Below are 24,555 nucleotides of genomic sequence, written 5' to 3' on the forward strand. Positions count from 1 at the left end.
GTATCATGTTGATACCGGTCGGTATCATAGTCAAGGGTGACTCATGAAAAGAGACAGTCAGAAATTGCCGCCTCGGGAGAGAATCCTGCTCGCCGCCGATGAGCTTTTTTATCGAGACGGGATTCGTGGCGTCGGCGTGGAGGCTATCGCCGCCCATGCAGGCACCACCAAAATGGGGATCTACCGGCACTTTGCGAACAAGGACGCGCTGGTTGCCGAATGGTTGCGACTGGAGTCCCTGGCCTATGCCGATGTGCTGGACCAACTCAAGGTGCAACACCCCGATGATCCCAAGGCCCAGTTGCTGGGCTGGGCTCGGTTCATTGCCAGTCGTTTGGCCGCCGATGCCGATAGAGGCTGCTGTTTCGCCAACTCGGTCGCCGAGCTGCCGGACAAGGAGCATCCTGCGCGAGCTGTGATTGAAGCTCACTCACGCGACCTCAGCGAGCGTCTGATTGCGCTGTGTACCGAGGCAGGTCTGATGGACCCGGAAGGCACCGCCAGCGAAATCCTGTTTGTGCTCGACGGCGCGCAGTTGGCGGCGCAAAGCCGGGGCGATGCTCAGAAGGTTGGTGAACGACTGGTGAGCATCGTCCAGCGTCTGGTCGGGTAAGCAAAGCGTAATCATCAGAGGCAGAAAATGCGGCAAAACCGAATCAGGATGATCATGCCAGCCAGCGCCGCCGACGCTTTTGAGGCCTTCCACGACCATGATGTACGAATGTGCTGGGACAGCTTGCTATCGCGGGCTGAAGTGGAAGGCGGCGGGAGCCATCCCTATGTGGGCGCGATCACCTTCAATCAGGGGCGCGGCTGGAAACGCTTTTTCGCCATGCGCACTCGATTTGTGAATTATCAGCCGGGCAAGGTAGCGGCTGCCGTGCTGGTTGAGCCTGCGGGCTGGTTCGAGGGCTGGGCTGCATCGATGCAGCACCGCGACCTTGATGACGAACGCTCGGAGCTGATTTACACCTTCCGAATCCAGATGCGCCCACGCTGGCTGGGCCGAGTCCTCGATCCTCTGGTCAACCGACTGTTCGAGCACGAAACCCGGCGGCGCTTTGCTGCGATGGCGGAGTATTTGCGGAGCAGGGATTGAAAACCGGTGGATGTTGATCGTGCCTGTCTACTGGAGATGGAACGATCAACTAGCGCTGAGCAGGTCGCGAGTTTAGAAGATGTGCCTGGAAATGATTTTTGAAATCTCGACAATCTCGGTCTTGCCGGTGAATTCGAATTTCACTTTACCCAGCGCTGAAAAGTAGACCTCAAGTTCGGAGTCCAGATCGAAGGTCCCGGAGGTTTCCACGGAATAGGCGACGATGTTCTTGTAGGGCAGGGACGTGAAGTCCTTCTTGCTGCCGGTGATGCCCTGCACGTTGACCGCAATGATTCGCTTGCTGGTGAAAACCACGCCATCGCGCAACGATTTATAGGAATCGATGATCTGTTCGCCTTCCAGCAGAAGTTCAGTCACACGCTCGGCGTATTCGCTGTTCTGCTTCAGCTTGAAGAAACCTTTGTTACTGAAGTCAATCATCCCTTTATCCCTGTCTTCAAATGTGTGTTTTCAGGCCTTCGGGCATCTGCCAGCAGGCTGACTGTGGATGCCGCGCCGAGGATAGCACTATGCCTGTTTTCTGGCTGGATGTGTCTTCAATGAGTGTGGCAGAGCGGTTGCGGACGCCCGGATGCAGCCAGTATCGGTAGCCAATCAGCGAAAACCTGCAAATAGTCTTAACTAACCCGGCGAGCGTGCCGACAACCCATCTAGAGCTACGTTTGTATCTATCTGAAGGACCACAAGAGGACGGCAGGGTGTCTATAAAACTACGTTTGCTTCTGCTTATCGGGACCGGTGTGCTAGCCATCCTGATCATGAGTCTGGTCAGTTATGTGGGCAATGTCCGGATGGCCCATGCGATGGAGGACAACGAGGTCAGCATGACCGCGCTGCGCAACCATCTTGAAGCCGACATGATGCATGACGCTTTGCGCGCCGATGTGCTCTCGGCCATGCTGGTTGGCCTGGGCAAGAGCGACAGCACCAAAGACGAGGTGCGAAGCTCCATTGCCGAACATGCCGCACTCTTTCGTAAAGTGCTCGACGAAAACCTCAAGCTGCCGGTCGATGAAACCATCAAGGCAGGCCTGAACAAGGTCAAACCCAGCCTCGAAACCTACATTGCCGCTGGCGAAAGAATTGTCGGGCTGGCCCTCGACAACCCTGAGAGCGCACAAAAGGAACTGGGCGTCTTCAACAAGGCGTTCGGCGAGCTTGAAGACGAAATGGCCAGCCTGAGCGAGGTCATCGAAAGCAGCACGCAACAGACCAGCGAAGAAACTCAACAAGCCAGCAGCAATGCCAACCTCACCCTTGGTGTTGTACTCGTCGCCAGCCTGATATTGCTGGTCGTTCAGGGTCTCTGGGTTATCCGCAGCATCATGGGGCCGTTGCAGTCCGCCAGCCGGATCGCTGAAAGCATCGCCCATGGCAACCTGAGCGAATCCATCGCCGAGCCCCGGCAACAAGACGAAGCGGGCATGCTGATTCGCAGCCTGGCAACCATGCAGCGCGACTTGCGAGGCATGATCGAAGTGGTGCGCCGCAATGCCCACGGCGTCACCGACATGAGCCAGCAACTGAGCAGCGGCTGCCATGAAGTGGCGGGTAGCAGCCAGCAGCAAAGCACCGCAGCCAGCACCATGTCTGCAGCGGCCAGTGAAATGACGGCCAGCATCGAAGAAATCACCCGGCATGCCGAGCGTGCTCTGAACATGGCCAACCAGGCCGAAGCTCTGGCCAGAAATGGTGGTCGAGTGATTCATCAGGTGGTCAGCGATATGGAAGGCATTGCCCGTTCTTCGCAGCAATCGGCCCAGGTGATCCGCAATCTGGATGAAGAGTCCGAGGGCATTTTCAACATCATCCAGGTGATCAAGGGCATCGCCGACCAGACCAACCTGCTCGCCCTCAACGCCGCTATCGAAGCCGCCCGCGCCGGAGAGCAGGGACGTGGCTTTGCGGTGGTTGCCGACGAAGTCAGAAGCCTGGCCGGGCGCACCAGCGCCTCCACCCAGGAAATTGCCAGCATGGTTTCGCGTATCCAGCAAAACACCCGCGAAGCCGTCACCAGCATGGAAGCGGGCGTTGCCCAGGTCGACAAGGGCATGGCCGTCACCGCCGAAGTCGAACGCGCCATCCGCGAAATCCTCGAAGCCACGCTGAGCACGACCCAACTGGTCAACGACATCAGCCGCACCATCAGCGAACAAAGCCTGGCCAGCAACGAAATCGCTCATCAGGTGGAAATGATCGCCAACATGTCCGAAGGCAATAGCAGAGTCATTGGCCAGACGGCGGGGACGACCGATGACTTATCGGCGCTGGCGGGGCAGTTATCGCAGTCGGTGGATCGGTTTCGGCTTTGAGTCAGGGAAGCTCTTTGGCTTCAATTTATCTGGATGGATTGTAAGGATAGGGATATCGACATGATCGTTAAAGAAGAGCACGCCTCTACGAGTGAGTTGAACATGACTCTGTCGGACAACTGTTCGGGGGAGGGGCGCTTGGTCGTACTGCTTCATGCCTATCTACGACAGGCCTCGAGTCTCAAGGCTGTTTCCGATTCAATTCAAGAGCTTTGGCCCAAAGCAAGAATCTGGTGTCCAGAACTTCCTACAGGCCTTTTCTCACGGGTCGATCCCGATGAAATTGTTTGCAGCCTGCTTGTTGGTGTCGATGAGCTGGTCGACTTGGCTAGTCATGAAGGCAGCCCTTTCACATCAATAGTGATTGTTGGGCACAGTGTAGGCGGTGTCATTGGCCGTAAGCTTTATGTCGCTGCCTGTGGTGAAACCTCCAAAGCACCTTTTGAGCCGATTTATCACCAGCAAGGCTTCAAGAGTGAAAATGGACTGCTATCGGCGCGAACCTGGGCGCCATTGGTAACGCGCATTGTGCTGCTTGCGGGGATGAATCGAGGCTGGCAGATCTCCCATCACTTGAGCCCTCTACATGCAATTGGCTGGCGTCTTGGTCTGGTGATGGCCTATATCATCAGGTTTTTCACCCGGCGCTGGCTTCTGATTTTCAAGCTCAGACGAGGGGCTGAGTTCATTACTCAACTGAGAATTCAGTGGCTGAAGCGTCCAACGTTTCCCGGTGAGACTCTGATAGTACAATTGCTGGGCTCTCGGGATGATGTTGTATCGCCGCAAGATAATCTGGATCTTGTTTCCGGGCATGATTTCATTTATCTGGATGTGCCATTTTCAGGCCATGCCGATGTGGTGGACTTGCAGGATCTACAGTATGGATTTGATCGTAAAGCAGTCCTAAAGCAGGCATTGAGTTCGTCTAAGGAGTCTTTACGCGGATTAGAAGTTATTCCGGCGGATGAGAAGTTTTTTGTGGAGAATCCAGCCATAGAGAACGTTGTGTTTGTCATTCACGGTATTCGGGATCAAGGGTTCTGGACGCAGAAAATCGCCAGAAGGGTAAGGACTCTGGCTGCCAAAGAAGCCACGGCACCTAACGCCGTCCTGGCATCATGTGAGTGGGCTACGGAAACCTCCAGCTATGGCTACTTTCCAATGCTTCCGTTCCTGTTGCCATGGTATCGCCGCAATAAAGTGGAATGGTTGATGGATCAGTACACAGAAGCCTTGGCGCGCTACCCCAATGCCGAGTTTTCTTACGTCGGACATAGCAACGGCACTTACCTGATCGCCAAAGCTCTGGAGTTGTATCCATGCTGTAAATTCAAAAATGTGGTTTTTGCAGGCAGCGTTGTCCGGGTCGGGTACGACTGGGAGAAGCTTCTTGATGCCAATCAGCCCAGAGTGAAAAATGTGCTCAACCTTGTTGCCACTTCCGATTGGGTCGTCGCCTTTTTTCCTAAACTTTTTCAGGTTTTCGGTTGGCAGGATCTCGGTAGTGCTGGCCACGATGGGTTCAAAGCTTTCAAGAACTCGAATGGTTTATTTCAGGTTCAATATTTGAAGGGGCAGCACGACGCTGGTATCAAAGAAGAGGAGTGGGATTTTATTGCCAGGTTTGTTCTGAAGGGCACGCTCGATACAGAAAAAATCATCAACTCAGTATCTGGACGTAATGCCATTGTCGAGTTTCTGGGACGAATGCCTTACCTGGTCTGGGGGCTGATACTCTTATTTATTTACTTTGGCTGGACGTTGATCGTGGGGTTGATCCCCGTGAGCATCAGTGACCCCGAAACCCGAGGGTTGCTCAAGGGGCTGGGGCTCAGTTCTTACGTGGTTTTGATCTGGCTGGCAGTTACCAGATTGTAGAAACCCTTCAGTGATGTACCAAAGCCTCAAGTTTGCGCATTGGCTGCCGAAATCAATGCTCTTGACCGCTTTGGTACGACGAAGGAATGTTTGATGTTTTATCCGCGCGAAGCTGAAAAAGATAATCTGTTCAATCGAGTCATTCTGCTTACCTTTGCCTGTTGCGCGATTCTGTTTCTGGCTTCACTGGCTCGGCATCAAGGATCGACTTATGCAGTCATGCAGCTTGGTGCCGTCCAGGTCTCGGGGAGTGTAAAAGCGCTGGAAAATATTCCCCGAAACAGTATGGGCAAAATAATCCATTATCGGTATGTGGATGAGGAAGGCGAGGCTCACGACGATCAATACTTCGATCCGCGCTATGACGAAAATACTCACTATGAGGTGGGAGACGCCATCTCTCTGGTTTATTCGAGCTGGTTTACCGGGAAAAACGCGATTGCTTCCGAGTTGCACACTTACCGTCCGGATTTTTACATCCTGTCCGGTGGGCTATCACTGACACTGATCCTGCTACTGATCTCTCTCTGGACGATAAGGCGTATCTATGTCCTGAAGCAGGAGGATCGTGTTTATTGAGCTTCAACTGTCACTATAGAAATGCAAGTTCGGCAAGCAGTGGCGCAATATTGAGCCGCCACTGTCTCTCTCTTTTTTGGACGTTGATCGAGCGGTTGATCCCCGTGAGCATCAGTGATCCCGAAATCCGGGGGGACAAGGGGCTGGGGCTCAGTTCTTATGTGGTTTTGATCTGACCCGATTATAGCCATGCATCAATCGAGATATTGAATATCGATGCTGAAAATTAGAGTGTAAGGTGATAAGCAGGCGAGGGGGCGGTGTTTTTGAGTCGTGAAGGAAGAGACTCGTCAACTGTTTGGATATAACACGGGTAGTTTAAACCTGAAAGTATTCTAGCGACTCTGTCTGGTGCCATTAAGTGACGAGAAAATACTGCTACCGTAAAGAGTGAGTAGGGGTGTCATAGGAGATGGCACAATGGAAAGTTTAATGGATACGTTTGTCAAGGCTGCGCCGGGTTCTATATTCAGGGTGGAGGAAAAATCGGGGAGTGTGAGCTTTGTATACGAGGGTGAGCTGAAGTCGGTTGATGTTGCCAAAAAGACGATCGGCATATTGGATAAGGTTTATAAAGGAAAAGTTTATACTGTTTCTGTGGATAAAATCGTACGCGTCAATGGAGATGAAGTGTGGGATGCACGTTCTATTGGGTCGGAATTAATAGGGCATCAGAGTGTTGTTGCCTGGACGGGTACAGAGTGGTATAACGAGTGGTCGCATGGTCTAGGGCTTGATATGGATACTGCATTCTCTCGAATTCCTGAGGGCACTGAGCTTATAATTCCTGGTTATTTCTGTGGAACTCAACAGCCTCAGCATGCTGCACTTAAGTTGGTTGATTATGAAGCGGATCTGGCTGTTTTGGATAGTATCACTTCGCCAGGGCAGATAATAAAAGTGCCTATGAATAAGGTGGCTTCGATTGATAATGGAGTCATCAAACCTGTGGCATAGAAGACCTGGGTATTAATCTTGAATAAAAAGTGCCAGAAGGCAGACGTCGGAGATACGGAACCGGAAGTGTGTCTCCGTGCCTCACGGCATGTTCATAGCCGTCCCATCGGTATTGCCCTATCATTCGCCCTTTTACAAAGGCCGATGATCCCTCATGACAACCACACCCACCACCCTGCTGGCCGCCCTGCAAGCTTCCACGATGCTGGAAATCGATGGGCTTCACGCCTGGGAGTTCTCTCTGGGCGATGATTTGAATATCGAATGCATGGATGGCCGCGAGCGCAAGGTATGGCGTTTCAGCCTGGCGCAGATTCAGGCGGCGACCTTCGATGAAAGCCTGCAAAGCTGGGTCGTCAACGATGGCAATGCCGATCACCGCATCATCTGCCTCGATGCGTTCACCCCCAATGATGAGGATGAAAGCGAGCTGGATTGATTCTCCCGCAAAACTACATGAGCGATAGCCTGTCATAGCCCTGACTGTCGCTAAGCCGGCACCCATAATTTGAACAAGAAAAGGAATGCCCCCATGACTCCTGCGTTTCTGCCGTGGCTGGCGCTTGCCAGTGCAATCAGTGTTTTCCCCGTACAGGCCCAAACCATGTCCGATACCGATTTGCTGGTGGGTTCCTACACCCAGGGCAAGAGCGAAGGCATCTACCGTTTCGGCTTCGATAGCCAGACGGGCAAGATCGATCCCGCACCGCGTCAGGTGATCCGTGCCGAAAATCCCTCCTGGCTGACCCTCTCCAAGGACGGGCGTTACTTGTACGCGGTCAACGAGAACGGGCCAGGGCAGAGTGATGTGGAAGGCAAGGTCAGCAGTTTTGCCATCGCACCCAAGACCCATCAGGTGACGCCTCTCAATCAGGTCAAGAGCAAGGGCGACGAGCCTACGCATTCGAGCCTGAGCCCTGACGGGCGTTATCTGTTTGTTTCCAACTATGCGGTACAGCCCGATCCTGGCGGGTCTTTGGCTGTATTGCCGATTGGCAAGGACGGCAAGCTTCAGGACGTTGTGCAGTCCGCCGGGCCGAATACTGCCAGCCAGGTCAACCCGGAACGTCAGATGTCTTCCCATGTGCATGCGGCGGTGCCGACGCCCGATGGCAAGTATGTGGTTGCTGCCGATCTTGGCGCCGACAAACTGTTCGTATACCGCTACGACGCCAGTCAGGCCAGGCCTTTGCAGCCAGCCAGTACCGCTTCGGTGCAGTTGCCGGGTGGTAGCGGACCGCGGCATATCCTGTTCAGTCGCGAAGGCAAGCATGCCTGGCTGGTTCTGGAAATGTCGGCTCAGGTCGCGGTGTTCGATTATCTGGATGGCGAGTTCAAGCAGACCCAACTGGTCGATCTGAAAAACCAGGGCGTGCAGCAACGCAATGGTGCCGGTGGTTTGCATGCATCGCCCGATGGCCGTTTTCTGTATGTCGCCAATCGGGGTGAAGCCAATCAACTGCTGGTTTTCCGGATCGATCCGACCACGGGCAAGCTTGAAGAGCTACAGCGTCGCTCGGTGGAAGGTACGGAGCCACGGGAATTCAGCTTCGACCCCAGTGGCAAATTCATGCTGATCGCCAACCAGAAGAGCAACCAGATCGTGACGGTTCGCCGCGACCCGCAAAGTGGAATGCTGGGCGATACGGTGCAGAAAATCGATTTCGACTCGCCTTCGGATTTGCATTTCCTGTCTCGCGATTGACTGTCTCCAAGGCTCAAGCCCGCGGTTTGCGTGGGCTTGAGCAACTATTAATCCAGATGATATGAGTTAGTGGCATAAAAGATTTTTGAATGAGCAGCCTCGGGCGTAAGTCTGAGTCACGGCCAGAACGGCCACCACTTGAATCCAAGCGTGCATATATAAAAGACCACCGAGGGTTAACGACATGAACTTCAATATCTTTTCCATCATTGCAGCATCGGCTATTTCGGCATCTGTTGTTCTCCCTGCCAGCGCCAGCGTTGAAGTCAGCGACAAGAAAGCCCACGCCACCCAGACTTACACTCCAAAATACCTGCAACAAAGTGCCAACTTCTATGCCGCGCTGGACCACAAGACCGCGCAGTAAGCACTGAACGACCACTGTTTTCACTGGCTCACACAGGTTTTTGCGACCACTGCCCATTGCGTGGCAGACCATGCATCTACTGTGGACTGGGCTTACACCGAATCCCCCGTTACTTCATGAGTGACGGGGGATTTTTATGCGTGGGTGTTTATCCTGGGTTTAGCTTTTATGTTCCACTCATCAAGAAAACTGATAGTGGCTATGCATACCTATGGTTTTTCAATGTTGTGGATATCGACGATCCTGTTGGCCATGCAAAACATTATGGAGCAGTAAACATGGCCACTGCCATTCTGGGTTCAATCAAACAAGGCGCGTATATCGCGATTTCGCTTTATGTTGTTTTCATTGCTGTAGTGACCATCACCAGCATGAACCCCCAGCTTAAAACCCGTACCTACGAATCGGCTGCGCCTTCTGTGGTCGTGGCTGCGGACTCACAGGAACGCGCGTCGTGATTCGGGTTGTTCGCGAATAAATTCGCCCACACGGTTTGGGTAGGAGAGAATTCATTCGCGAAGAATTTTGCACATTAGCCTGTTTTCAATACAGAATCACTTAGCCATCACGCCGAAGGGATTCCTGTGACTCACGACGCCTATGCAAGGCTCTGCCGCTGCCTCGCTCTCTTGCCTCTGTTCTTCTTTCTTGCCGCCTGCGACAAGGAAGCTCCCAAAATCAATACCCCAGAGTACCTTGCTGCCCACGGTATTACCAAGGGTGAACCGAATACGATCCAGGTCGCAAGCTCGACTTTCCGAGTACCTGCGGATGTTGTGTTCGATGTGTATACGGCTGGCACCATTCAAGCCGCAAAGGCTGACATGCTGACCTTGCACCTCAACATGGGCTTCCTCTTTAACCCACCCAGAACGGGACCGGCAGGCAAAGGGGAGCAGCACATGATCAGGACAGAGATTTCCACGCGGGGAAACCCTGCCCGGATGGAAAGCATGTTGTCTTTTGAAAAGACAGGCACGCCAGTCGAGCGCACAGACCTGGACTTGATCGAATATCCTGTAAACGCCCCGTCTTTTACAGACGTCTCCCGGACTTACATTTACCAATCCCGGGAATCAGACAACACCACGCCCCCGACAGAGTTCTTCTGCAGGGTTATCTGGCCAAAAGACCCTTCCAGAAAAAACGGCACGTGCAGGACGTCTTTCTACAGTCACTCAGGGCTGCTCATTCAATCTTTTTTCTCCTATGACCTCCTGAAGGATTGGAAGTCCATCACGAAAGAAGTGCGTAACAAGATTGATGTATATGAAGTGAAGTAAATAACAATCAAAGCCATGGAGGTTCACGATGAGCAATAGCTACCTGACGGACGAACAGATATCAATTATTCGCGACCTTCAAGGCCGCGCTCCGAATGCTGATGGCAACTATGCCGATGTGTACAACGCCATTGCCAGCATGCTTCCGGATGGCGCTGTAAAGTTATGGTTGCAGGGGGCGGCACTTGCCAACGCGGGGCAAGGGGTCTTTGCGGAAATTATCAGGTCTTACAGTCAGCGGCAGATGGAACTGCGTGGTGTCGCCTATTCAGACGCCCTCATGCAGAAGGCTTCAAATCAGGTGGCAATCAATGCCCTGAATGACATTCTCGATCCGAGTCGCCGATCCAGCACTGGACAATGGCTGGTCCCCACTATTTCAGATATTGCAAATAATGATGCGACTGGCGTAGGGCAGGTTTTATTTGCCTCTTTGGGGAACGACAGCGCCGGTGGAGAAATAAATGCCGCTTGGTCGGGGACCATTCTTTTCTCGGCGCTCGGGCAGAATGAAACCAATCGGTTCACAAGACAGGGCGGGGACGATCTCAATCGCGTAGATGACGTCAAGAACCTGCTCTTTGCCTATGACGCTTATGCCTATGCCTTTGAAAAAACCAGAAGTGCTGGACTGACTGATCTTCTTACTCTGGACAAGACCCTTCTGGATGACCTGGGCGTCGGATGGGAGACTTTTGATACTGCCGGCTTTGGTGAGTTGCGGGCACTCGCAACCAATAACATCACGTCCCTCTTGTCTGGCGAAGCACGAAAACTCGGAGAACTCATTTCCGAAGCCGGTACGCATGTGGTCCTGGACTGGCTTCGGGCGACCTATCTAGGCAAACGCTCAGACTCGGCGACCACGCCCGAGAATTTTGCAGGTGCGGCACAAAGCTTTTTCTCCGGCCTTGATTCATCGATTGCGCTCAACGCGAATACGATCCTTCTGCCCGGCGAGAAGGGGGCACTTGTTTCGTTGGCCAAGAGCAATATTTCGGTCAGGAATGCGCTGTACGCCTTGTCTCCGATCGCCATCGAGCTTCCAGGCTACTCCAGCGATTTGAGCCTGGCGGACGTGAAAACCGGAAAAGGTGCTCTGTCCGATGAGTGGATCGACAAGCGTGCATCGTTCCTCATCTTCGAGAAATTCTATCGAGAGTCCGGTGACACGGATGGCTCCTATGAAATGCCATTCGGCCTCCCTGTTCCCATTCCCGGTGACATCGAGTTCCGGGATTACAGCAGTGGCTCAGAGTACAAGCTGACGATCGATGGCGTTGATCTTGGTGTCATGGACAAGCGCTACATCGTTTTCGGCGGCAGCGGCAGCGATAGCATTCAGGGTGGAGAGGGCAAGGATTACCTTTTCGGCATGGATGGCGCCGATACGCTCAATGGCGGGGAGGACGACGATTACATCGAGGGCGGTGCTGGCGATGACAATCTCGACGCAGGAGAGGGGGTCGATACTCTCTATGGCGGGCAGGGCAACGACACCCTGCTGGGTGGGGAAGGCAAGGACACCCTGTATGGTGGTCAGGGAGATGACAGTCTCGAGGGCGGTCTCGGGGACGACTACCTTGAAGGAGGCGATGGTCAGGATAACCTCAAGGGCGACGATGGATTCGACATCTACAAGGCCGATAGCAAGGACATCATTTCCGATACTGACGGCAAAGGGAAAGTTTACCTGGGCAATCAGCAACTCACCGGCGGCTCCCGCAAGGAAACCGACCCCGAGAACACGTACTACGGCGGCGGTAATACCTATTTCCTGGATGGCACCACTCTGGTCGTCAATGGCTCTCTCGTCATCAACGACTACAACAAGGACAGCAGCGACTTGCAGATTGTCCTCAGTGAGGAAGAAGAGGAAGAAGACGAAACGCCTGAGACCGATGATGCCGAGAGTCGCACATCCCCCATCGTCCTTGACCTGGATGGCGACGGTATCGAAACACTGGAAGTCGGTGCCAGCTACTTTGACCTGGATGGTGATGGCCTGAGTGAAATGTCCGGCTGGGTCAGCCCGGACGACGGGCTGCTGGTACACGACCGCAACGGTGACGGCCGTATCAGCAACGGCACCGAACTGTTCGGCAACCACAGCATCCTGAGTAATGGTCAGACTGCCGAGAACGGTTTTCAGGCCTTGGCCGAGTATGACGACAACGGCGATGGCGTGATTGATGCGCAAGACAGCTCTTACGCTGAGCTGCAAGTCTGGCGCGATCTCAATGGCAACGGCATCAGCGATGTGAGCGAGTTGCAGAGCCTGGCCGATGCCGGTGTGGTGTCGATCAGTACGGGCTACACCGACTCCAGCCATGTGGACACTCACGGTCACGAGCATCGTCAGGTCGGCACCATCATGCTGAGCAATGGCACCGCCTCCACCGCTGCGGACGTGTGGTTCAAGGTAGACACCACACGCCGGGTGAACAGTGGCGACATCGAGCTTGCCCCGGACATCCTGTCCCTCGCCAATGCCAAGGGGTTCGGCAAGGTGCATGACCTGCACCAGGCCATGGCAATGGACCCCGAACTGAAGTCCCTGCTTGAACAGTATGTGTCGTCCAGCGATGCCGCCAGCCGCGACGCGCTGCTCGACGATCTGATCTACCGCTGGGCGGGTGCCGAGGGTGTGGACCCGTACAGCCGGGACCCAATGAAGGTTTATGGCCATGTGATGGACGCGCGCCAGCTGGTGACGCTGGAGAACCTTGTGGGGCGTTCCTACATGGGAATCTGGTGCTGGGGTGAGTACGATCCGAACCCCCATGGCCAGGCCGCGCCGATTCTGGTGGCCGAGTATCTGGAATTCAAACGTTTTACCGCTGCCCAGATTCTGGCGCAGACCGAGTATGCGCAGGAGATGAGCATCATCCAGTCCGCATTCGGCTCTGACGCCAACGGCATCACAGTGGACTGGGGCAGCCTGCAAGGTACATTGGAAAACCTTTACGCCAATGACCGGGTCGACCGGATCGCCAGTGTCATTGCGATCCTGACCGACCTTGGGACTTATTCGCCTGGCTACCGCGACAAGCGCGATGCTGCCTTTCAGGCCATTGCTGCCGCTAACACCGATCTGGCCTCGTTCTTCGACTTCTCGACCAGGATCGGCACGACGGTCAGCGATACGCTGTCCGGGATAGAAGCTGACTCCATATTCTATGGCCTGGGTGGCGACGACAGGCTCTACGGTCAGACGGGCAATGACAGTTACCACTTCTCCTGGGGCCATGGCAACGACACCATCCTTGATCGCGGCGGTCTGGATCAGGTGGTGTTCGGCGAGGGCATTGGCCAGGACGATCTTGTGTTCTCGCGTAACGCCACTACGGTCACTATCAGCGTCAAGAACCCCGATGGCAGTGATTCCGGTTCGTTGCGTATCGACAACTTCTTCGACTTCGACGGCACGCTTGATTTCGGTGCGATAGAGCGGCTGGCCTTTGCCGACGGCAGCAGTCTGAACATCGAGCAGATCCTGGATATCCTGACCGCGTCCTCGATCACCGAGGGCAACGACCTGATATTCGGCAGCACGGTGGGCGATACCATCGATGCTCTGGCAGGCAACGACAACATCCATGGCCTGGCGGGTGACGACCAGCTATCCGGTGGTGCCGGTGATGATGTACTGATGGGCGATGACGGCGATGACACACTGATCGGCGGCACAGGCAACGATTCGTTGATCGGCGGCCGTGGCAGTGACACCTATCTGTTCGAGGTCGGGTATGGCAACGATGTCATAGACAACGCCGCACAAGTGACGGGCGCCAGGGTGGATCGCGTGGTGTTCGGCCAAGGCATCGACCCGGATGCGGTCAGCATCGAGCGCAGCAACAGCCACCTGTTCATTCGTACTTCTGCCAGCGACAGCATTCGCCTGAACAACTACTTTTCCAGCGAAGCTGCCAACAGCATGGCCGTTGACGAGATTGTCTTTCACGACGGCACCATCTGGACCATCGCAGATGTCATGGGGATGGTGCTGCAAGCCAGCGATGGTGATGACCTGATCGAAGGGTATGCTTCCGACGACGTGCTGTCTGGCCTGGCAGGCCACGACTTTCTGTATGGCAACGGCGGCAACGACACTCTGCTCGGCGGGGAAGGGAACGACACACTTGACGCTGGTGCCGGCAAGGACACTCTGTTCGGGGATGCCGGAAACGACTTGTTGCTCGGTGGTGAAGGTGACGACTCACTGGACGGCGGCGACGGCAACGACCTGCTCATTGGTGGTGCTGGCGACGACATCCTGAGCGGCGGTGCAGGCAATGACGACCTCCAGGGGGGCGCGGGTCGTGACACCTTGCAGGGAGGCGACGGCGACGATGTGCTGTCTGGCGGAGCCGGTGATGATCTGCTGGCTGGCGGTAAGGGCTACGACCAGCTCTATGGTGGCTCGGGCACAAACAGCTACCTGTTCGCTCGTGGAGATGGCCGGGACGTGGTCGTGGATACTTACGAAAATGTCGTGACGATCTACCTCTCCGACCTGCCGCTGGAAAGTCTGGTATTCCGTCGCAACGGCACTAGTCTGGATATTGCCTTCCCCGACAGCGTCGGCGACCAGCTATCGCTGTCCTCCTTCTTTAGTGGCGAGATCCCGCTTGGCGGGATGCGCCTGCGCTACGGAGACGGGCTGGAGACTGTGATTGACCCGGAGCAATTGCGCCTGCTCACCCTTGAGGGCACTGAGGCTGCCGACCTGATCAACGCCTATTCCAGCGATGATCTGATCGAGGCCCTTGGGGGCGATGATGTGGTGAGTGCCGGAGATGGCAACGACAGCCTCTACGGTGGCGATGGCAATGACCTTCTGGACGCCGGCAATGGTGATGACCTGATCATCGCAGGCGCTGGCGCTGATTATGTCTATGCAGGTCATGGCAATGACATTCTGCAGGGCGATACCGGTAACGATCACCTTGAAGGCGGAGCGGGCAACGACCAATACCGGTTCGCTGCCGGTTGGGGGCAGGACCTCATCATCGACAGCGCTGGCAGCGACAGCGTTCAGTTCACTGGCGTAGCGCCGGCTGATTTGCTGCTGCGCCGTGAAGGTTCGGATCTGGTGGTGCTCAACCAGGTCACCGGAGATCAGTTGCGTATCAGTGGCCAGTTCTCCTATCTGGCTGGTGTGGCCGGGGTGACGGCCATCGAACAGTTCGTGTTCGACGGCGGCGTTACCTGGGGCTATGAGGCCATCAAACTCAAGGCGCTGGAAGGAACGGCACAGGACGATACTATCTACGACCATGCCGACGATGACACGATCGACGCCGGTGCTGGCAACGACTACGTCCAGGCTGGAGATGGCAACGATACCGTGCTTGGTGGCGAAGGGACCGACACACTCTATGGCGGTATTGGAAACGATCTGCTGTCCGGTGGTGCCGGAGTCGACTTGCTCGATGGTGGCATTGGCGACGACAGTTTGCATGGCGGTGCCGACAACGACACCCTGCAGGCTGGCAATGGCGATGACCTGCTCGAAGGCGGTACTGGAGACGACCACCTGGAGGGTGGTGCGGGAAGCGATCGGTACCAGTTCACTGCTGGATGGGGCAACGATCTCATCATCGACAGTGCCGGCACCGATAGCGTGCAGTTTCAGGGTGTGGCGCCAGCCGACCTGCTGTTACGCCGTGATGGCACCGATCTGGTGGTGCTCAATCAGGTCACCAATGACCGGTTACGCATCCTCGGCCAGTTCTCTTACCAGGCGGGCGTTGCGGGAGCGACTGCGATCGAGCAGTTCGTGTTCGACGGCACCACCTGGGACTACGAAGCGATCAAGCGCAAGGCTCTGGAAGGAACCGCTCTGGATGACATTATCTTCGGCCATGCCGACGACGATGTGATCAGTGCGGCGACAGGCAGCGACCTCGTTTACGGTCAGGATGGCAATGACCAGATCAGCGGTGGCGATGGTATCGACACCCTTTATGGCGGCAACGGTGATGATCTGCTGAGCGGCGATATCGGCGACGACCTGCTCGACGGGGGCAGTGGCAACGATACTCTGCACGGCGGTGACGGGAGCGACGTTCTGATCGGTGGCGGTGGCTTCGACGCCCTGTATGGCGAGACAGGCGACGACACTCTCCAGGGGAATGGCGTGCTTGACGGCGGTGACGGTGACGATCTGCTTGAAGGCAGCGGCGATCTGTACGGCGGCGCGGGTAACGATATTCTGCGCGGTCAGGGCTTCGATACCTTGCGAGGCGGTGCGGGTGACGACGTGCTGGAGGCTTACAGCAACCCCTGGAATCAGGGCAACAATACGCTTGAGGGCGGAGCCGGCAGCGATACGCTTTACGGTTCGTTCGGCGATGACACTTACCTCTTCAGTCTGGGCGATGGCCAAGACCTGTTGATCGAGCGGCGGCCGGGTGAGTCTTACAGCAACATCGAGCCGAGTACCGACACCTTGAGCTTCGGTGCCGGTATCGCAGCTTCCGACTTGAGTTTCGTGCGCCGTGGCGACGACCTGATCATCGAGCATGCTAACGGCAGCGATTCGATCACGGTACAGAACTGGTTCCAGGAGCCGACCGACCACTTCAAGCTGGAGCACTTCCTGTTCGCCGACGGCAGCTCGCTGAGCCAGGCCGATGTGGAGAACCGTGTGGTCTGGCAGGGTACTTCCAGTGGCGACAGCTTCATTGGCTACCGTGAACTCGACGACCATATCCGTCTGGGTGACGGTGATGATCAGGCATGGGGCCGTGCTGGCGACGATGTGATTCATGGCGAAGACGGCAACGACTACCTCGAAGGCGAGGCCGGCAACGACAGCCTCTACGGAGGCAGCGGCAATGACCAGCTCAACGGAGGTGCCGGAGACGACTTCCTGGCAGCCGGAACGGGTGACGACAAGTATGTTTATAACCCGGGAGGCGGAGCCGACATCATTGACAATAGTGGCGGCTATTCAGGGGTGTTTTTCACGGATGATATCGGTCAGGACCGCCTGAGCTTCAGTCGTGTTGGTGACGACCTGCTGATTCTGATCGATGGCGACAGCGCGCAGTCGGTGCGAGTGCTCGGTCACTTCCTCGGGGGCGACAAGGCTATCAGCTACGTCCAACCCTCCGGTGGTTATCTGCTGAGCGCCGAGCGCATAGGCCATATCGTCGCTGCGCAGGGCGTGGCTGGCGGCTTTGACGCCCTGATCGAAGGCACGGCAAGCGGTGAGCAACTGGCTGGTTACGACGGTCGAGACCTTCTGCGTGGCCTGGCAGGTAACGACACCGTGTTCGGCATGGGCGGCGACGATCAGGTCGAGGGTGGCGACGGTAACGACTACTTGTCAGGCGGCAATGGCCAGCACAATGGCTCAGGTAACGACTGGCTCATCGGTGGCGCTGGCAACGACGTATTGATCGGCGAGGATGGCGACGATGCCTTGGCCGGTGGAACGGGTGACGATGCCTACTATTACCGCGCGGGCGACGGCGTGGATGTCATCGACAACAGTGGGGGCGGCTTCGACGGAGTGTTCTTCCTGGACGTGGCTTTGTCCCGCCTGAGTTACCACCGTGATGGTGATGATCTGATCATCCTGGTCGATGGCGATCTTGGTCAGCAGGTCCGTGTCACCAATCATTTTCTCGGCAGCGATTACGCCATCGATTATGTGCAACCCGATGGCGGCAGTTACCTGACCACCGCCCAGATCGCCGGGCGGCTCACGGCGCTGCCCGACGGGAGCGGTGGCGAAGAGCCGGTTGAGCCGGGCGAACCGGAGGAACCGACCGAACCCGGCAATCCAGGCGGGACGGGAGAGCCGCCGGTGGCGGGTGTGGGCGGTTCAGATGTACTGACCGGCACGACTGGCAACGACATCCTTCTGGGCGGGGCCGGCAACGATACGCTCAATGGTGTTGCGGGCAACGACACCCTGATTGGCGGTATTGGCGATGACACTTATGTCTATACCGCGGGCCAGGATGTCATCGAGGAAATCGCTGGCGCAGATACGCTGCTGTTCGCCAATGGCATCACTTTCAATCAGGTGGCCAGTGGTTTGATGAAGTCGGGCAATGACCTGATTCTTCGGGTCAACGGCAGTTCGGCCAACCAGATAACGCTCAAGGAATTCTTCCTGGGCGGCGACCGTCTGGTGGAGAATTTTACCTTTGAAACCGGCGGCCAGCTCACGGCAGCGCAGATCTACGGTGCCTTCGGACTGTCCATGCCGGCTCCAGCGGCAGGCTTCGACAATACGGCCCAGGGATCGACCGGCGATGATGTGCTCGACGGCACTGCGCAGAGCGACCTGTTGCAGGGTTTCAATGGCAATGACGCCTTGTTCGGCGACGCCGGGAACGATCGTCTGGATGGTGGCAACGGCAGCGACACCCTGGACGGCGGTGCAGGCAACGATACGCTGATCGGTGGTCGTGGTGACGACACCTATGTCTTTTCCGCCGGAGGCGGTCAGGAGACGATCGACAACAGCGGCGGCGGTACCGACACGCTGCATTTTGAGGGCGTCAGCTTCAATCAGGTTGCCAGCGGCCTGATGAAAAGTGGCAATGACCTGGTGCTCAATGTCAGTGGCGGCAGTGACAAGGTGACGATCAGGAACTGGTTCCTGGGTGGAGACTACGTGGTGGACAGCATCACATTCGCCTCGGGCGGGCAGATCACGGCCAGTCAGTTGTTCGATGCCTTTGGCCTGAGCAATCCCGATCCAGCCGGTTCACCGGCTTACCTGAACCTGCCCGACGAGCGTGCTTTCGGCACGGTTTTCGCTGGTCAGGCGGGCAACCAGATCATCCTGGGTTCATCCGATGCTGACCTGATCGACGGCGGTGCGGGTAACGACTTCCTGCGTGGTAATGCTGGTAACGATTACCTGATCGGTGGCGGCGGGAGTGACACCTATGCGTTTGCCAGCGGTGATGGTCAGGACGTGCTAAACAACCTGTCGAACACACCTGAGGCTGATAACGATGTGCTGAGCATTGAAGGTGTCAGCCGTGACAACCTCTGGTTATCGCGTCAGGGGAATAGCCTGGTGATTGATCTTCGGGGAGCGCAAGACAGCGTTACCGTACAGGATTGGTATGTCGGTTCGTCCCAGCGCCTGGATGCCATTCAGGCGGGCGGTTCGACCTTGTATGCCAATCAGGTCGAGAACCTCGTCAGTGCCATGGCGGCTTTTGGTGCGCCAGAGGGAGGGGAAGTCAACCTGAGTCAGGCGCAGCATGATCAGCTCAATGCCGTGATCGCAGCCAACTGGCAGTAGTCTTCAGGAGTAAACGAACAGCCCGCCTTGATGGCGGGCTGTTCGTTCAAGCAGGTTATCCAGCTCATGCAAGAGCGAACAACCTCGCCCTCAATCCCCAACCTCTATCGTACTCAACCCGTTCCCCTGTCGACGTACCTTGATCTGTACCGGAATCCGCTCATGCATTTCCTGTACGTGAGAGATCACGCCAACCTTGCGTCCCTGAGCCTGTAGGCCGTCCAGGGCGTCCATGGCCAGTTGCAGGGATTCGGGGTCCAGGCTGCCGAAGCCTTCGTCGATGAACAGCGATTCGATACGCAAGGTGCTCGACGCCATCGAGGCCAGCCCCAATGCCAGGGCCAGCGAGACGAGGAAGGTTTCCCCGCCCGACAGCGAATGCACCGAGCGCAGTTCATCGCCCATTTCCGTATCCAGCACCAGCAGGCCAAGCATGCTGCCGCCGCGCTTGAGGCGATAACGGCGCACCAGTTGCCTGAGTTGGGCGTTGGCGTGATGGACCAGCAGGTCGAGGTTGTAGGCCTGGGCGATCTTGCGGAATTTGTCGCCTTCCGCCGAACCGATCAATGCCGCCAGACGCGCCCAGCGTTGATACTCGCTTGTGGCCAGCGCGATACGCGCTTGCAGCTCGCTGTTGGCGTTACGTCGCTGTTCATCTTCGCTCAGCTTGGCGCGCAGGTCGGCGCAGTGCTGTTCGCTGATTTCACATTCGGTATGAACCTGAAGCAGGGCAGCGGCCAGTTGCTCGTTATCGGTAATGTCGCTGTGTTGCGCCTGATGCTGTTGCAGGCGCTGTTCGCGTTCATGCAGCAGCACTTTGGCTTGTTCCAGGGCCTTTTCACTGCGGCTCAGTTGCTGGCGCAGTTGATCGATGCGGGCGTCGTCGTAAGTCAGCAGGTTTTCAAGTGCTGCGTCATCCAGTTCGTGATGGCTGCTGCGCCACTCGCTGATCTGGCCGTCGAGTTCGCTGGACTCCTGTTCCAGAGCCTGCAACTGTTGTTGATCGGCCTTGAGTTCGGCATTGAGCTGAATCAGTTGGTGGTGAACATCCTGCAAGGTCTGGCCTGCCGAGGTTTCAGCGTGTCGGGCTTGCTCGACGGCTTGTTCCAGCGCGTTTTGCCACTGTTGGGCATCGGCATGGGAGCCCAGCAGTTCAGCCAATATCTGTTGGCTGGCGTGTTGCTGCTGGCTCAGGGCCTGAACCTGTTCAAGCAGTTCAGCCTGACGCTGGACACGGTTCTGTTGCTCGACCTGTTCCTTCTCGATCCGCTGCTGGCGTTCGCGCTGTTCCTGCTGTTCTTCGCTTTGCTGTTCGAGCTGGTCCAGACGCTGGGTCACTTGTTGCTCAAGCTGCATGACGGTGGCCGAAGCGTCGCTGCGCAGGTTGTCCAGAAGCACTGGCGATACCAGCGTGGCCAGTGCCGTCAGTTCTTCCTCCAGACGCTCGCGATCCGCTTCAAGTTGCTTGATCTGGTCCGTGACATGCCGTGCGGCGGTCTGGCTGGCTTCATGGGCGGCCTGGACCTGCTGTTGCAGGCGCGCAGCGTCTTTTTGCAGCTTGAGCAATGCATCCTGGCGCTGCTCGTCGCGGCTGATGACTTCGCTCAACTGGCTGAGCTGCTGCTTCAGCCAGCCGTCACGTTGCGTGGCATCACGGTCCAGCAGTTGCGCACCGAGGGCGTGGGCTTGCAGATCAGGAGCGAGTTCCTGCTGCTGGAGCGTCAGTTTTTCCTGCTGACGGATGAGTTCTTTCTGCCGGGCAATGACGCCGCCGACCTGTTCGCGCAACTGGGTGTACTTTTCCTTTAGCTCATCCACCGCTTTCTGTGCGCCGGCCTGTTCGGTTTCATCGTGTCGAGTCAGGCTTTGCAGCAGTGCTTCGGGTTGATGCCAGGGATGTTCGACGCTGCCGCACACCGGGCATGGCTGGTCATCCTGCAACTGTTCGCGCAGTTCTTCGACGCTGGCGCTGCGGGCCAGACGCTGACGCTCCAGCAATTGCTGAGTGACGCTCAGGGTCTGCTCGGCAACTTTCAGATCGTCCCGGGTCTGGATGCCTTCGGCATTGAGCTTTTCACGTTCCTGCTGGGCGTCTTGTTGCTGCTGCGCGAGTGCCTGCAGTTGTTTATCGATCTCTTGCTGGCTGGCCCACAAGCGAGCCAGTTCTTCAAAGGCGCGCTGCTGCTTGCGGTTGTCCTGCAACAGGCTGCCCAGAATCTGGGTCTGTTCGGTGACAGCTTCTGCTTCGCAATCGGCCTCGCGGTACAGCACTTCCAGGTCGCTGCGCTGCTGGATCAACTGCTCATCGGCATCGGCGGCACTTTGTTGCAGGGCAGGCAACTCGCCTTGCCCGTGCTTCAGGCGATTGGCGGTCAGCGTCAGGGATTTGAGTCGGTCGCGCCAGGCGTTCCAGGCGTGTGCCAGCGGTGCGAGTTCAGTGCTTTGCTCCAGTTGTTGCGCGATGCGCTCCAGGCGCTCTGCGACCTGTTGCTGTTGGTCGAGCAAACCTTGCAACTGGCTCTGGCCCTGTGTGCTGCTCTGCTCCGCCTGTTGCTGGAGCGCGACGATCTTTGCCAGTTCCTGAGTCAGGTGGTTCAGGGTGTTCTGGCTTGCAAAGGCCTGTTGCAGCAGTGGCTTGGCATCGTTCTGTTGCTGCTGGGCTTCGAGCAGTCTGGCGTGCGCGTTGCTGCGGGCGCTTTCCAGTTGCTGCTGTTGCGTCTGTAGCGCGGCTTCTTGAGTTTGATGCTGACCAATACGCTCAGCCAGTGGGTTTAGCTGGGCATTGAGGGCTATGCGGCGGGCAAAGCGATGGCGTTGCGGCCCCAGACGCTCCAGTTGGCCGAGTGTCTGGCGCTGGCCTTGCTGGTTGTCCCAATCCTGTTGCGCGCTACTCAGGCTTTCGTTGGCGCTGAGCTGTTCATCGCGCAGGCGATGCAGTTCGGTGAGCCATTGTTGCTTGAGTTCCAGTTGGCGCAGTCGGGCCTGATGGGCCTTGTGCTGTTGCTGGGCTTCGCTGAGGTTCTGTTCGAGTTCAGCGCGCTGCTCAGGCTCAAGCGGGGTGATGTTACCTGCCTGGGCGGTAAGGGTCTTGAGCGTTTCTTCGGCTTCCTTGCTCTTGCTGTAGGCGCGGCGTCCGAGCTGGCTGTAGATGGCCGTGTTGGTCAGTTTTTCCAGCAGCTCGCTGCGTTCCTTGTCATCGGCCTTGAGGAAAGCACTGAACTCGCTCTGCGCCAGCATCACGGCACGGGTGAACTGCTCGAAGTTGAGCCCCAGGCGCTGTTCGATCAGTTGCTCGAACTCACGCTTGCTCTGGTTGCTGAGGATTTGTTCGCTGTCCAGATCGGTAAGGGTCTGGCGGCTGGCCTGCAGCTTTTTCGCAGCGTTGTCCCGTGCACGGTTGGTTTCCCAGCGGGCGCGGTAGCGACGTTGATCGATGCCGACAAAATCCACTTCGGCGTAACCGCTGCCAGTGCCGCGGCGCAGCAGGGTTCGCGGGTCGCTGGTGGTGATTTCGCCTTCCACATCCGGGACCTTGGACTGGCCGATATTGCTCAGGCGCGGAATCGCCCCGAACAGCGCCAGGCACAGGGCGTCAAGCAACGTGCTCTTGCCCGCTCCGGTAGGGCCGGTGATCGCGAACAGGCCGGCACTGGCCAGTGGTTCGGCGGTGAAATCCAGCTCGAACGGCCCGGCCAGCGAGGCGAGGTTTTTCAGGCGAATGGCGAGAATCTTCATGGCTGTTCGCTCTCCTGCTGAACTTCACGCAGCAGCGTGGCGAAATCGGTAAGGGTCTGTTCATCCACCGCGCTGCCGAAGTTTTCCTCCCAGGCACGGCTGAACAGCTCCTGTGGGCTGAGCTGGCCCAGTTCGATCAGGGTCGATTGCTCATCACCGCCATCAAGGCTGCCCTTGCCGGCATATTCGGCACCGATGCGTACCAGACGCACGGCCTTGCCTTGCAGGGCGGTTTCTATCTGGTTGCGCAGGTCCGGTTGCGGCTCGTCCAGGCGTACGCGCACTTCCAGCCAGGGCTGGCGGTCAATGTCGGCCAGCAGGTCGATGTCCGGCAGGCCCTTGAGTTGCAGCAACAGTTCGGCCAGCGGGGCAGGGCCGAGGCGTTGCAGGTTGACGGCGCGGGGGATCAGGCGAGGTTCTACGCTGACCAGTTGCTCGCCGTCGCAGTTGATTTCCAGAATCTGGTGCTTGTAGTCGATTTCCGAGAATGACAGCGGAATGGGCGAGCCGCTGTAGCGGATACGATCTTCACCGTTGACCCGCTGCGGCTTGTGCAGATGGCCGAGGGCGACGTAGGTGATGCTCGGGCCGAACAGGCTGGCGGGCAGCGCTTCGGCATTGCCGATGATCAGGCTGCGTTCGGAGTCTTCGGACACCGAACCTCCGGCCATGTGCGCATGGCTGACCGCGATCAGGGCCTGACCCGGCTGACGTTTTACGTTGGCGGCTTCGATCAGCAATTCATGGACTTTGGCAATGCCACGCAGGTAATCGTCGCCCAGGGTTGCGCCCGTGACTTCGGCCGGGCGCAGAAACGGCAAGGCCAGACACCATGCCCGAACCTCACCTTTTGCATCAGGCAACGGCAGCAACAGGCGGTCGACATCCAGCGAACCATCATCCAGCCACAGCACCCGCCCCAGCGCGTGAGTACGCAAGCGGCGCATCAGTGGGGCAGGCAATTCGATGCGTGAGCCAGAGTCGTGGTTACCGGCAATCATGACGATGGTCAGCAGCGGCTGTTGCTCATGGGCGTTGACGATAAAGTCGTACAGACGCTCCTGGGCTTTGACCGGCGGGTTGACCGTGTCGAAGATATCGCCTGCGATCAGCAATACATCAGGTTGACGTTCGGCCAGACGGGCCAGCAGCCAGCTCAGAAAGCTGGCGTGTTCGAAGTCCCGCTCCTGACCGTGGAGGTTCTGACCCAGATGCCAGTCGGAGGTGTGAAACAAACGCATTGATTGACCTGTAAGCGGTATTTTTGGGGCGGGTGTGTTGGTTTTTCTGGCCCTGTCGCGGGCAAGCCCCCTCCCGCGTTGATTGTGTGGGAAGG

At 57.0% G+C, this 24,555-nt stretch carries 15 protein-coding genes and 1 pseudogene; 13 read left to right on the top strand and 3 right to left on the bottom strand.

The window, feature by feature from the left end; all coding sequences use genetic code 11:
* The first annotated feature begins 43 nt into the window (after positions 1 to 43).
* Together Q6A51_RS15605 and Q6A51_RS15610 are read left to right on the top strand one after the other, a co-directional pair.
* The gene (locus Q6A51_RS15605; RefSeq protein WP_304575204.1) at positions 44 to 613 is read left to right on the top strand and encodes a TetR/AcrR family transcriptional regulator; all 570 of its coding nucleotides are present in this window, start codon (positions 44 to 46) and stop codon (positions 611 to 613) included.
* Between the two features lie 27 nt (positions 614 to 640).
* A complete protein-coding gene (locus tag Q6A51_RS15610) occupies positions 641 to 1,099 on the top strand; it encodes an SRPBCC family protein (protein WP_304575205.1) in 459 nt (152 codons plus the stop codon).
* A 72-nt stretch (positions 1,100 to 1,171) separates the two neighbouring features.
* Here Q6A51_RS15610 and Q6A51_RS15615 read toward each other — a convergent pair whose 3' ends face one another.
* The gene (locus Q6A51_RS15615) at positions 1,172 to 1,540 is read right to left on the bottom strand and encodes a PH domain-containing protein (protein WP_025259164.1); all 369 of its coding nucleotides are present in this window, start codon (positions 1,538 to 1,540) and stop codon (positions 1,172 to 1,174) included.
* Positions 1,541 to 1,818: 278 nt separating this feature from the next.
* On the opposite strand from Q6A51_RS15615, the pseudogene Q6A51_RS27540 reads away from it, so the two are divergent.
* The 11 genes and pseudogenes from Q6A51_RS27540 to Q6A51_RS15665 all read left to right on the top strand — a co-directional run.
* Positions 1,819 to 2,574, top strand: a pseudogene (locus tag Q6A51_RS27540) (HAMP domain-containing protein); the annotation flags it as partial.
* Between the two features lie 132 nt (positions 2,575 to 2,706).
* Positions 2,707 to 3,432: a methyl-accepting chemotaxis protein gene (locus Q6A51_RS27545; RefSeq protein WP_405046154.1), complete on the top strand. Its 726-nt coding sequence runs from the start codon at positions 2,707 to 2,709 to the stop codon at positions 3,430 to 3,432.
* A 60-nt stretch (positions 3,433 to 3,492) separates the two neighbouring features.
* Entirely contained in the window at positions 3,493 to 5,313 is a 1,821-nt protein-coding gene (locus Q6A51_RS15625; protein ID WP_304575206.1) for an alpha/beta fold hydrolase, read from the top strand.
* A 39-nt stretch (positions 5,314 to 5,352) separates the two neighbouring features.
* Positions 5,353 to 5,892, top strand: a complete 540-nt coding sequence (locus Q6A51_RS15630) for a hypothetical protein (RefSeq protein WP_236249347.1) — start codon at positions 5,353 to 5,355, stop codon at positions 5,890 to 5,892.
* Between the two features lie 432 nt (positions 5,893 to 6,324).
* Complete coding sequence (locus Q6A51_RS15635; protein ID WP_304575207.1) at positions 6,325 to 6,849, top strand: hypothetical protein; 525 nt, start codon at positions 6,325 to 6,327, stop codon at positions 6,847 to 6,849.
* 154 nt (positions 6,850 to 7,003) lie between these two features.
* Complete coding sequence (locus Q6A51_RS15640; RefSeq protein ID WP_304575208.1) at positions 7,004 to 7,288, top strand: DUF5629 family protein; 285 nt, start codon at positions 7,004 to 7,006, stop codon at positions 7,286 to 7,288.
* Positions 7,289 to 7,381: 93 nt separating this feature from the next.
* Positions 7,382 to 8,554 (top strand): lactonase family protein, encoded by a 1,173-nt coding sequence (locus Q6A51_RS15645; RefSeq protein ID WP_304575209.1) that lies wholly within the window; start codon positions 7,382 to 7,384, stop codon positions 8,552 to 8,554.
* Between the two features lie 184 nt (positions 8,555 to 8,738).
* Entirely contained in the window at positions 8,739 to 8,921 is a 183-nt protein-coding gene (locus Q6A51_RS15650) for a hypothetical protein (protein ID WP_025259171.1), read from the top strand.
* A gap of 140 nt (positions 8,922 to 9,061) precedes the next feature.
* A complete protein-coding gene (locus Q6A51_RS15655; protein WP_304575210.1) occupies positions 9,062 to 9,379 on the top strand; it encodes a hypothetical protein in 318 nt (105 codons plus the stop codon).
* Positions 9,380 to 9,505: 126 nt separating this feature from the next.
* Positions 9,506 to 10,204 carry a hypothetical protein gene (locus Q6A51_RS15660; RefSeq protein WP_304575211.1) on the top strand — a complete coding sequence of 233 codons (699 nt, stop codon included), beginning with the start codon at positions 9,506 to 9,508 and terminating at the stop codon, positions 10,202 to 10,204.
* Positions 10,205 to 10,232: 28 nt separating this feature from the next.
* Entirely contained in the window at positions 10,233 to 19,484 is a 9,252-nt protein-coding gene (locus Q6A51_RS15665) for a calcium-binding protein (protein ID WP_304575212.1), read from the top strand.
* Positions 19,485 to 19,574: 90 nt separating this feature from the next.
* Here Q6A51_RS15665 and Q6A51_RS15670 read toward each other — a convergent pair whose 3' ends face one another.
* The gene (locus Q6A51_RS15670) at positions 19,575 to 23,219 is read right to left on the bottom strand and encodes an AAA family ATPase (RefSeq protein WP_304575213.1); all 3,645 of its coding nucleotides are present in this window, start codon (positions 23,217 to 23,219) and stop codon (positions 19,575 to 19,577) included.
* Entirely contained in the window at positions 23,216 to 24,460 is a 1,245-nt protein-coding gene (locus Q6A51_RS15675) for an exonuclease SbcCD subunit D C-terminal domain-containing protein (RefSeq protein ID WP_201019823.1), read from the bottom strand. Before Q6A51_RS15675 ends, Q6A51_RS15670 begins: the two co-directional genes overlap by 4 nt.
* Between the last annotated feature and the right edge of the window lie 95 nt (positions 24,461 to 24,555).

Origin of the sequence: Pseudomonas serbiensis (genome assembly GCF_030580745.1) — a bacterium.
Classification (GTDB): Bacteria; Pseudomonadota; Gammaproteobacteria; order Pseudomonadales; family Pseudomonadaceae; genus Aquipseudomonas; species Aquipseudomonas serbiensis.